This window comes from Paenalicyclobacillus macrosporangiidus, from assembly GCF_900116805.1.
Taxonomy (GTDB): domain Bacteria; phylum Bacillota; class Bacilli; order Alicyclobacillales; family Alicyclobacillaceae; genus Alicyclobacillus_H; species Alicyclobacillus_H macrosporangiidus.
Map to the genome: position 1 here is coordinate 1 of NZ_FPBV01000041.1, position 9,924 is coordinate 9,924.

Annotated in this window: 16 protein-coding genes; all 16 read left to right on the top strand. The window is 53.1% G+C overall.

Going from position 1 to position 9,924, the window contains the following annotated elements:
- The first annotated feature begins 55 nt into the window (after positions 1 to 55).
- The 16 genes from BM357_RS17720 to BM357_RS19530 all read left to right on the top strand — a co-directional run bounded on the left by BM357_RS17720 (position 56) and on the right by BM357_RS19530 (position 9,543).
- Positions 56 to 796: a DUF5131 family protein gene (locus BM357_RS17720; RefSeq protein WP_281245619.1), complete on the top strand. Its 741-nt coding sequence runs from the start codon at positions 56 to 58 to the stop codon at positions 794 to 796.
- A complete protein-coding gene (locus BM357_RS17725; protein WP_074956611.1) occupies positions 786 to 1,010 on the top strand; it encodes a hypothetical protein in 225 nt (74 codons plus the stop codon). The genes BM357_RS17720 and BM357_RS17725 overlap by 11 nt, the downstream gene beginning before the upstream one ends.
- Positions 1,011 to 1,033: 23 nt before the next feature.
- On the top strand, positions 1,034 to 1,231 hold the full coding sequence (locus BM357_RS17730; protein WP_074956613.1) for a hypothetical protein: 198 nt from the start codon (positions 1,034 to 1,036) through the stop codon (positions 1,229 to 1,231).
- Between the two features lie 2 nt (positions 1,232 to 1,233).
- Entirely contained in the window at positions 1,234 to 1,554 is a 321-nt protein-coding gene (locus BM357_RS17735; protein ID WP_074956616.1) for a hypothetical protein, read from the top strand.
- The gene (locus BM357_RS19525) at positions 1,547 to 1,855 is read left to right on the top strand and encodes a hypothetical protein (RefSeq protein ID WP_139234785.1); all 309 of its coding nucleotides are present in this window, start codon (positions 1,547 to 1,549) and stop codon (positions 1,853 to 1,855) included. Before BM357_RS17735 ends, BM357_RS19525 begins: the two co-directional genes overlap by 8 nt.
- Positions 1,856 to 2,653: 798 nt before the next feature.
- On the top strand, positions 2,654 to 3,097 hold the full coding sequence (locus BM357_RS20000) for a hypothetical protein (RefSeq protein ID WP_217647716.1): 444 nt from the start codon (positions 2,654 to 2,656) through the stop codon (positions 3,095 to 3,097).
- Between the two features lie 53 nt (positions 3,098 to 3,150).
- Positions 3,151 to 3,495: a hypothetical protein gene (locus BM357_RS17750; protein WP_083430661.1), complete on the top strand. Its 345-nt coding sequence runs from the start codon at positions 3,151 to 3,153 to the stop codon at positions 3,493 to 3,495.
- Positions 3,496 to 3,674: 179 nt separating this feature from the next.
- Positions 3,675 to 4,169, top strand: coding sequence for a hypothetical protein (locus tag BM357_RS17755; RefSeq protein WP_074956620.1), 495 nt, complete (start codon positions 3,675 to 3,677; stop codon positions 4,167 to 4,169).
- On the top strand, positions 4,166 to 4,477 hold the full coding sequence (locus BM357_RS17760; protein ID WP_074956623.1) for a hypothetical protein: 312 nt from the start codon (positions 4,166 to 4,168) through the stop codon (positions 4,475 to 4,477). Before BM357_RS17755 ends, BM357_RS17760 begins: the two co-directional genes overlap by 4 nt.
- Positions 4,464 to 4,766 carry an ASCH/PUA domain-containing protein gene (locus BM357_RS17765; RefSeq protein WP_074956624.1) on the top strand — a complete coding sequence of 101 codons (303 nt, stop codon included), beginning with the start codon at positions 4,464 to 4,466 and terminating at the stop codon, positions 4,764 to 4,766. Before BM357_RS17760 ends, BM357_RS17765 begins: the two co-directional genes overlap by 14 nt.
- Before the next feature lie 261 nt (positions 4,767 to 5,027).
- Positions 5,028 to 5,786, top strand: coding sequence for a hypothetical protein (locus tag BM357_RS17770; protein ID WP_074956625.1), 759 nt, complete (start codon positions 5,028 to 5,030; stop codon positions 5,784 to 5,786).
- Positions 5,787 to 5,829: 43 nt separating this feature from the next.
- The gene (locus tag BM357_RS17775) at positions 5,830 to 6,558 is read left to right on the top strand and encodes a hypothetical protein (RefSeq protein WP_074956626.1); all 729 of its coding nucleotides are present in this window, start codon (positions 5,830 to 5,832) and stop codon (positions 6,556 to 6,558) included.
- 1,149 nt (positions 6,559 to 7,707) lie between these two features.
- Positions 7,708 to 7,923 (top strand): hypothetical protein, encoded by a 216-nt coding sequence (locus BM357_RS17790; RefSeq protein WP_074956631.1) that lies wholly within the window; start codon positions 7,708 to 7,710, stop codon positions 7,921 to 7,923.
- 155 nt (positions 7,924 to 8,078) lie between these two features.
- Positions 8,079 to 8,516, top strand: coding sequence for a hypothetical protein (locus BM357_RS17795; protein WP_074956634.1), 438 nt, complete (start codon positions 8,079 to 8,081; stop codon positions 8,514 to 8,516).
- A 33-nt stretch (positions 8,517 to 8,549) separates the two neighbouring features.
- Complete coding sequence (locus BM357_RS17800; RefSeq protein WP_074956637.1) at positions 8,550 to 8,873, top strand: hypothetical protein; 324 nt, start codon at positions 8,550 to 8,552, stop codon at positions 8,871 to 8,873.
- A gap of 220 nt (positions 8,874 to 9,093) precedes the next feature.
- Positions 9,094 to 9,543 (top strand): hypothetical protein, encoded by a 450-nt coding sequence (locus BM357_RS19530; protein ID WP_139234786.1) that lies wholly within the window; start codon positions 9,094 to 9,096, stop codon positions 9,541 to 9,543.
- Positions 9,544 to 9,924 lie beyond the last annotated feature (381 nt).

Sequence of the window (9,924 nt, forward strand, 5' to 3'; positions counted from 1 at the left end):
GCGACCTGTCTACAAAAACCCTTGCACATAAATTCGCGATCAGAGCCCCAAAATCCTGGCCAGTAAACGACTTTCCGTTTGTTCAGCAGACCCTACTAAGCGCCCCGGCCGGATGCAGGCGTATTTCACAGAGCGCCAGCCGAATGAGTTGGTGCGCGCTTGGGCGAAAGCGGTGGATACACTCGTTGTGTTGGACGACCCGGATGTACTTTTCTCAGAGTACGTTGAGGGGGTAACAGCTCATGACTGGGACCACAATAGATTGAACAGCAGTGGTAGCGAGTATCGACCGTTTGGGTATCTGAAGCGTGTGTGGCCGCTCCCGAACGTCTGGCTCGGCGTCAGCGTCGAGAACCAGGATGCCGCGGACGAACGAATTCCTCTCCTGTTGGAGACGCCGGCGGCGGTTCGGTTCCTAAGCTGTGAGCCGTTGTTGGGTCCGGTGGACATCACCAAGGCCATGTACGGCTCACCTGACGGAGACGGAATGAATTGGTTCGGACACACTGACGGGTTCGGACACGAGGCATGTCTTCACTGGGTCATCGTTGGCGGCGAGAGCGGCCCAAACGCCCGACCCATGCACCCGGATTGGGTACTAAGCCTGCGCGACCAATGCCAGGATGCCGGGGTTCCGTTCTTCTTCAAACAGTGGGGTGAGTTCGTCCCTGTGGACTGGGTTCGGGCAGGCAGTAGTGGATTTCCAGTGCGCCGCGTCGGCAAGAAAGCCGCCGGCCGCATGCTCGACGGCCGAACATGGGACGAGTACCCGGAGGCGCGCGTGAATGCGGAGTGACAATGCGATCCGGCAGCTGGCCCAGGCCTTGCGCCGCGTCGAACTGGCCAAGCAAGTCATGAAGGACGCGCCTCCGGAGCGTGCCAACCAACTCTACGAGCGTTATCGGGCAGAGCAAGAGTACCTTGGACGGCTGCTAGACGCCTTTCTGAAGGGTCTGCTGGTAGACAAACTATACCCGGACGACACGAACGCGGCTCATATGGGCTGCTAGGTGCCGTAGAAACGGGGTGAGCGATGGCGATGGCGACGGTGGAGCGAAAGACAGAGGGACTGTTCGTAGTATGGGTGCGGCGTGAGGACGGATGGTGGCCAATGGGGCCGATGCCGATACGTGACGCAGAGGCATTTGAGTCGGCCAGGTGGGTGCATGGGCGCGACACCATTCGGGTCCTGGCGCCAAAGACGACCATTGAAGACATCGTGGAGGGCTGAGCGTGATGTTTCGATTCCCGTTGCTGATGATACGCGAGAAAGGCGACGAAGGGCCTGGACGAATCGTAGGGACGGATTCGCACGATTTGCTCTATGTGGATGAGACAGGATCAATTCGTTACAGGAATCTCCAGAACAACGAAGGCACAGGCCCGCACAGCATCTATGAGTTTGTGACAGTCGATGACCCTTTCATGGGAAAAGAGATTAAGATGGTGTCCCTGTCGGATCTTGTAGCAGCCTATGAGCGGGCGCTCGAAGAGGAGATCAGACATCGCGTGGCGGTGGCCAGTCTGATGCGAAGGTTGACTCAAGATGACTGAGCTACCGCCATGGCGCAGGAAGTTTGACTCGCGCAAGTTCGAGCGGGCGGTGCAGCGAGGCAACGCAGAGCCGGACACGGATACTCGGTTCGTGTGGTACGAGTGCTGGCGGTGTGAGGAAGACGATAACGTGTGCGACGGACGGTTCATGGTGCCGTACTACTCGCTCCCGTTCTACGGCACGGTGTACTGCCCAAGATGCGGCAAGTCAGACCAAGTAGAGCAGATGGGTACAGGATTTGCGGAGATAACATGGGAGAAGAGTGGACCTGGCGACCACCACCGAGATCCAAGCCCTTGACGCCGCTCTAACCGCCGCCATTCAGGCCGCCGCAACCAAGGGCGAGGACGCCCATCACACCCTGCACCTGCACGGTCGGGGTGAGACGGGGCAGGTAGACTGGGAGGCCCGGCGGTGCGGAGCTGACGTTGAGGTGGTGGAGGCGTTGAGCGATTGTGGGCGGCGCTCCATGAGCCGGAGCAGATGACGCTGGCTGGGGTTGTGAAGTGACTGGGTATGTGAATCACGGGAATCGTCGCTGCCTCGGTGGTGATGACGACAGTCATCCGAGAGGCGATGAAGGGAGCGTGTATGGATGGGCTTCGGGATCGAAATCTTCCTTGGGCGGTCACTGCTAGACATTATTAACGACTACATGTTTGCCATCGAGGCGCGGGCACAGTTGGCTCAATGCCCACGGTTCCGTAAATGCAAGTCGAGAAAATGGCAACGCCGCCGAAACAAGCAATTCTATCGAATTCTTAATGGACTAAAACGATTAAGGCGGGATGATGAATGAAGCAGCACGAGATGTACATCTACCAATGCACAGAGTGCAACGTGATTTTCGGTGTCGACACCACCTACCAAGACCATAACCATATCGTCTGCCCTGTATGTATCTCCGATGAGTCGCTGAAAGATGTCGGCTGTGCCGTTGCAGTAGTGACCAGGGAGCCAGCGGAATCGAAATGCCGTGTTTGTGGCTGCACCGAGTCTCATGCTTGTGAGGGCGGGTGTTACTGGGTGGAACCGGACCTATGCAACAGATGTGCGGTGGCCGAACGGGATGGAGAAAGGAGCGTATGAGGGATGGACGTGAGACCTGAGATTGCATGGTTCGCGGAGCAGATGTCGGGAAAACTCGACGAAAATGCCCACAAGGGCGGATGGAATAGGTGCGATCCCTGGTGGCTCTTGGGTCGGTTGCGAGAAGAAGCAGCCGAACTCCAAGCGGCCATGATGAATCCAGGGGCTCCGGAAGTCATCATCCGCGAAGCTGCAGACGTCGCAAACTTTGCCATGATGATTGCGGATCTGGCAAGGAACACCGACAAATGGATGAGACAGCGGAGATACGAAGCTACGGACATACCCATCGAAGTCGGAGATCGGGTATGTGACTCAGATACCGAAGCTCCTGGTACGATTCTGGAATTAGATGATCGGGGCTTCTTAGTTAAGTGGGACGATATTGGGGAGATTCGATATCCGATGGAGGATATTTGTTGGATTCGGCCACTTGAGAAAACGGACGCATGATGCGTTCAGCGGTACGTTCTGCGTAATGCACACATATGCGGAGATGGTCACAGATGGAGAAAGAGACGGGTGCGAGCTTGGTCCGAAAGATCTTTGATACGCCATTTAGGCCCGGTGACCTCGTGCGTTGGGAGAGCCAATCGCAGGGTTCGTGGAAGGAAAAGCGCGGCGAAGTGGTGGCAGTTATCCCCGCTGGGCTGTCGGCGTTTCGGTTTCTGCCATCGGGCAAGCCGAACAAGGAATGGCGGGCCATGTTCACCACGGATGTGGCGAAGATCGACCGGGTGCTGGTCCGGGTGCAGCGGGTCCGGAAGAGAGACGGGCAAGTTCTCGGCTGGGACTACTACTGTCCCCGTTTGAGCCAGGTTCTCATCGTGGAGGCCAGGGGGTGGGGATGACCGGATTCTGAAACCCGCGCATGTGAAGGTACTGATGGTTAGGTCAGTTGAGTTGCTGGACTGGCTGGAGATCGCGGAACGTCCCAGCCTTTGCTGGGCTCGGTATCACTACGCGCGAGGACCAGTACGAGACGTTGGACGCGCGCGTGGATCCAGAGACGAAAAGGAGCGTGTGAGGGATGAAGTGGTTGAGTGAATTGTCAGACGATACATTGTTAATTACTGGTCAGAATACGTTGGAGACGGCAGAATTCATCCGCCAAATGATTGTCGATAGCGTGTCGGCTGAGAAATATAAGCCGCTGTATATCGCTGAGGAACGCACCTGGAGGCCGTCCGCGAGGAAGATGCTGGATGACTATATCGATAGTGTTACTGAGGATCTGTATGACGAAGCCGTAGAGAGGCTAAGCGAAGCCATGACACCGGAGATGATTGCTGCTGTACAGTACATCCTCGACAAGGCATTCGGTGCGATCGGCTATTACGAGGCTGGCGAAGAAATATTCGTTGATATTGTGCCGTCGGAGAGGAGCGTGCGAGGGATGGAGCAGCAGAGAAAGTGCCTGTACTGCGATTCTACGGAGATAGCGTCGGGCAACGATGAACACGGCTGGGTATGTTGGGACTGTCTCTCGGAGTGTGAGCCGATTGAGGGCGGTGACGGCGAGTGACCAGCGCATATGACGACATTGCGGATCCCCGTGCCCGCGCGGAAGCCATCGTCGGTCAGGCGCGGCTGAAGCGCATGGAGCAGGCCGGGTTGATGGTGGTGGACCGCAGCAGGCTGGAGGCGTTGGAGAGGTTGTACCGGTCGATCAAGCATCGCGATGAACTTGCGCTTCGTACGCTGCCGGAGAGACGCGACGGCGAGACGGAAGCAGAGTGGCACGCAAGGATATCCGACGAGATAGACGCGGCAGACGAAGCCATTGACGAGGCATTAGCGGCATTGGAGGCGATTGAACGTGGAAACGCATGAACTCAAGACGTGGCCCGAATACTTCGAGCCGCTCTTGCGAGGCGAGAAGACGGTGGAACTGCGGAAGGACGACCGTGGATATGCAGTTGGCGACACGCTGATTCTCCGCGAGTACGACCCAGAAACCGGGCAATACACAGGTAGAAGTTGCACTCGACTGGTGACGCACATTTTGAGGGGCGAGCCGTGGCTACAGCCCGGATATGCCGCGTTGTCGGTTGTCGATACGGAGAAGGAGGGGGCCCTGGAGCGGGTAGCTCAGGCAGCAAAGAGTGGCGCAATTGCTTGATTGACAGACTTCCGCTGGCGACGAACAAGGACGAAGCAATTGAACATCATCGGCTGAATTCCAGGACCACAGTGCAACTGGCTAACGCAGTCGACGAATTGGAGGCGATTGAGCGGGCTACTGCGACCAGCGCTGGGGGCACTGTCGCACGTAGACGATTATCCGATGTGCAATGGATCAGGTGAAACTCCAGAGCCAAGCGACACCAGTCGGTGTGAGTGGTGCGATGGTACGGAACGGGTGACACGCTGGAGGTGAAGGATGATGGCCGTAGCCCTGAAAGAAACAGTCCTCTTTGAGCCCATCAAGCAGTGGCTCGAAGAACGCGACTTCACCGTGTACAGCGAGGTCCAGTTCGACCGGAGAGCTGACGTGGTGGGCCGACTTGGGAACATTCTCGTGGTCGTCGAGTTGAAGACCTCGCTTTCGTTAGACCTGATTGAACAGTGCGTGGACTGGCGTAGGTACGCCCACTACGTGTATGCGGCCGTGCCGAAACCGAAACGCCATTTGAACTGGTACGCGCGTGATCTGTTACGGCGAGAAGGTGTTGGACTTCTGACTGTAGAGCATCACGAACGGGACTGGTTGCATGCACAAGACTGGTGGTATGTTCAGATTCAACTCCTTGCGCGACTAAACCGCCACGCCGCCACCGATTATCTGTGCAAACACCTGCACGAAGAACAGCGATATGGACCACCAGGAGGGCACCGAGGTGGTGGATACGTTACGTCCTACAAACTCACCATGGATCGAATTCGCAAGGTACTGGAGTGGGAGCGGGACCGGCGGGACTCAGACGGTTGGATGACGGTGCGCGACATATGCGCACGAGTGGAAACCCACTACGCCAACCCGCGTGCGTCGGTTGCCCGAGCATTGCTGGACTTCGAGCACGATTGGTGTGAAAGCAGGAAGGAAAATGGAAAGTTGTATTTTCGAATTAAATCGGTGTCAAAATCACCTGCAGGGATGCCAAATATGAGAGACAATATGAGCGAGAACCGAACGGGTTGAAACCATGTAAGTGCAGACGGATAACCAATCGGGAGGTGTGGGCATGGCACGTTTCAATATTCCATGCACAGAACTTGCAGCATTGTTCCCTGACCACAACTGTACGTTTCAGGGCACCACTATCCGCTTGGATGATGGCTACCATCGAGGCATTGTGGTGAGTTCATTGGACTCCATTAGCGGGTTTACTTTCGATCTCAAACGTGATGGCCGGCTGTATAACATCGAGGTGTGTGAACTACGAGACGGTCAAGTACGGAACGCGGATTCGATACTCCAGCACATCGGCAAGGAAGTCCAAGGGTTTGTGAATACTGCGATTGCAAAGTTTGCAACAAAATCATCCCGCGGCGACACCCTGGATATTGCTGAAGGTTTTCTACAATGCGTTCATGTTGGGACTTTTCGGGTTGATGGATCGGACATCGCTGTAATCGCGTACGGTGCAAAATCAGATCCTTGGTTGTCGGTGCGCAATTGGAAATCGCAACGTCATTGGCCGGTGGACTTTTGGTATGACATGCAAGTCTCCATTGGAATTCGCCACCGCCCTCATGATGTACCGTTCATCTGCTTCGAGATCAAACATGGCGCAATTAAATGCTCGTTCATCAGTGGACCAATGTATTTACGAATCATCAAGGCTGTTTTAGAAACAGACGTGTTTCCAGACGAAGAAACCGCCGTACAGTGTCGTGAATACGTGCGGGTGCATTCCAAGTCCAAAGCGAAGCACAGCAAGAAGCCGATAAAGTTTCAGATTACCCAGTGACAAGCTAGTTCCGAGTTCGACGTGACCAACCATAAATCGGTGTCAAAAACACCTGTAGGGAATCCAGGTGTGAGAGATAATGTAAGCGAAAACCGACCTGAATTGAACTCCTGGAGGCTGCGGGAAGACATCGCGGAAACTGGAGGTGAGGAATCGTGATGAGTGAAGGCTACCTGAAAGCTACGCGAAGAGGCAGGCACAGGAGGAAACGACGCGTGGATACACTTGACAGGATTCAAATGATTTTAATAGCAATACTCCTGCTTGTTTTCTGTATCCCACTTTTGTTTTTCGGGTTTTATCTCGTAGTCGTTGCGTGGTCTAATCTATTGGCGAACAAATTCGGTCCCGCCTTTGCGGCTCTGTTGATTGCCGCGCTTGTAGGTCTAGTATTAGCGCCTACAATGTGGTGGTTGAGGAAGCAAATGAATCAGATCAACGAAAGGTCATGGCGCTCCCAATGCCAGAGCGAAAGTTCTGATGCAAGACAGTGAGGTTTGCCAAAGATGCTTGGAAAGAGGTCAGACATGGACAAGGCATAACGGAAAACGCAGGTCTGGAACGCCCTGGTGGAATTGTACAATCAGCGCGGTGAACCGGTCGGGCCCACGGACATCGGTCTGCGCCTTGGATTCCCGTATCGGTCAGCTTCTTCGCGCGTAATGACCGCGCTCAAAGAACTCGTTCAAGAGGGACAAGTCGTGCGGAACGAGCGAGGCAAATATGCGCCATATGCTGATGAGCAGATGAGGTGATAAAGTGAACAACGCGTACATCCAGCAGGTTCAAGAAGCGTCTCTAAGATACTTGATATTCATCGCATTCAGTCTGCTAGCGGCCGCTGTAGGCATCTATGTACTTATCCCGTCTCACATTGGGCCAGTAAATCTGCTACAAGTGAACGCAGACCAGTTTGCCAAAGACTTAGGACCTCATCTCCTCGCAAGTTGCATGATCACTATTTGTCTCGTCAAATGCATGCCTGCTTTTATGGGGTGGATACTCAAACCACTCATCGATCAAACAGATGCCTTGAAAAATGATTTTAATAGCAATACTCCTGCTTGTTTTCTGTATCCCACTCCTTCGCTTGAAAGGAGGGGTTTCTTTGAACCCACTCTACCCAACAGGGGAAGGAAGTAGGCTGCCATGGTGATGCGTGATTGGTACTATGGTTTCGTGTTTGCCTTGACCCCCATGGTGTTTGGCGGGGTCATGCTTGGCATGTCTATCTGCATTCACTATATCCGTAATCATGAATGGGAGCTTCCGGATTGGGGAGAAACAATTTTTTCGGTGGGATTCTGGACTACGGTGGTGGCATTATTGATGTTTCAGTTTAGTATCCCGTTCATTGCAGGTTAAACAGGTATCTTCATTTTTTCACGGTGGCGATATAGCACTTCTTTCTGAATTCTACAAGTTCTATTGCTGCGAGATTTATATCTGAAGTACCTGATTGAAGTAAACATATTGATTATAGCCATGTTGAGGAATAACCAATGAGGAGGACTGCGAGCATGAATTGGATACCCGTCGCAGTGATAGTCATGTTCGGAGTAGCATGTTTTGGTTTCGTGGGTCTGGCAATTAACAAACCTGAGGGTCCAGAAGATGATTGGAATTTGCCAATTGGTATATCATGTCTTCTCTCAATAATGTTCGGTGGTATTGGATGGATATGGTTAATTGTGAAAGACGCAGAAAAGACGTTGACAAGCAATCAGGCCTTAAATCTCTTGCTCGTGGCACTTGGGTGCTTAATTTTCAACATTGTATACGCCGTGGTATACGACATCTTCACTAAAACAAGACCACCGTTCGAAGAAAAGGTTTCATTGTTCATGTTTGGATATGTATTATTCATCATTCTGGTAATTTCTCGTGTGGGAAGGTTAGCTGGCAGGGTGTACGACCGTTTTGTTGAATGGGCGCGACACGGGATTCACAAGGCATAGGCGTTCGAATGGTGCTGAAGGAGGCGAATGTGGATGGCGGCGCAAACTGTACAGGATAAGCGAGGATTGACCATCCAAGAGGGCACGAGGGTGAAATGGGACAGCCACGGCGGAGGTGGATGGAGGTACAAGGAGGGCGAGGTGGTAGCCGTAGTGAGGCCCGGGGAGAGTGCGTTCCGCTACTTGCCGGCAGAACTGCCGAGGTCGCAGAGGAAGTTCGACACGGACGTGGCTTTCCCGATGCAGGGAGATCGGGTACTTGTCCGGGTGCCCCGTTTCAGCAAGCGCAATGGCAGCGTACTTCGATACGACTACTACTGCCCCCGGGCGGCTCAGGTAGAGGTGATCGAGGAATGAGCGCCGCGAATGATCCGAAGTGCCCCGAGTGTGGAAACATTGTGAGCGTGTGTCCATGTTGCAGGTGTGGGAATTACTTCCCGTGGGAGAGGCGTATGACCTGCACCCGTCCGCAACACGAACTGTGACCTACGAGGCCTGAAGCGGGATTTTGTGAATGAATGTAATAGACCTGGTTCAACATCTCTCAGGAAAAGAAACTGGTAACGAGGTGAAGTTTATGTTGCTGGTGGTGAGTATCGTATTGTTTGTATTGTGTGCATTCTTCCTATTTTATACATCGGATGGAAATGTGGGTCGTCCTACTGTCCTTACCGGAATAGTAGCGGTATTCTTGATTGTTCTAAACGTTTGTTATTATCAATCATTATTGTCATCGCATTTTTCGTTCCTGACACAGCACAACGGGACTTCGCAATCCTCCAATGTTACTGCCACTCACAGTGTTGATCCGAGCAATGAACAAGCATCTGATCATGATATTCGTTTAAGTTCTATGGAGAGTCAATTTGCTAAAGAAGATAAAACAGGGGTATTGGGAGTTTATTTTAACGGGAAAGCTGTTTCCGAATATCAAGGAGGTGGCGTATACACTATCATTGGATCGAACCACATCAAGTACAGTGTGTATACGAATGAAAATGGCGATGTGCTGGATATCGAAAAGTAAAGCAGTGCCAACACCGGCCAGCCGGCACGAGAGGCCGGTATTTTTTTGTCCACATGAGCCCGACGAAAAACGCCGAACCCACACAGTGACCGCGTACCTAACGTAGCTCGAGTACATTCACTGGAACTCATGTTTGACAGTAACAGGCCTTTGGCCGGAGGCCACTACCGCGCTACGGCGCGGTTTTTTCGTGGTTCCGTAACGTTTAGGTCCCAATAGTGTAGGTAAAACTAAATTTCTAATCTGCCTTTACATTGTGCGGTATATTCGGTATTATTGTAGGTATGAATATGAGCGGTGGTGACCTTCTTGTTCGCCCAAATTGTATCCACAAAGAAACCGGACGGTAAGACCTACAAATATCTCCATATCGTTGAGTCC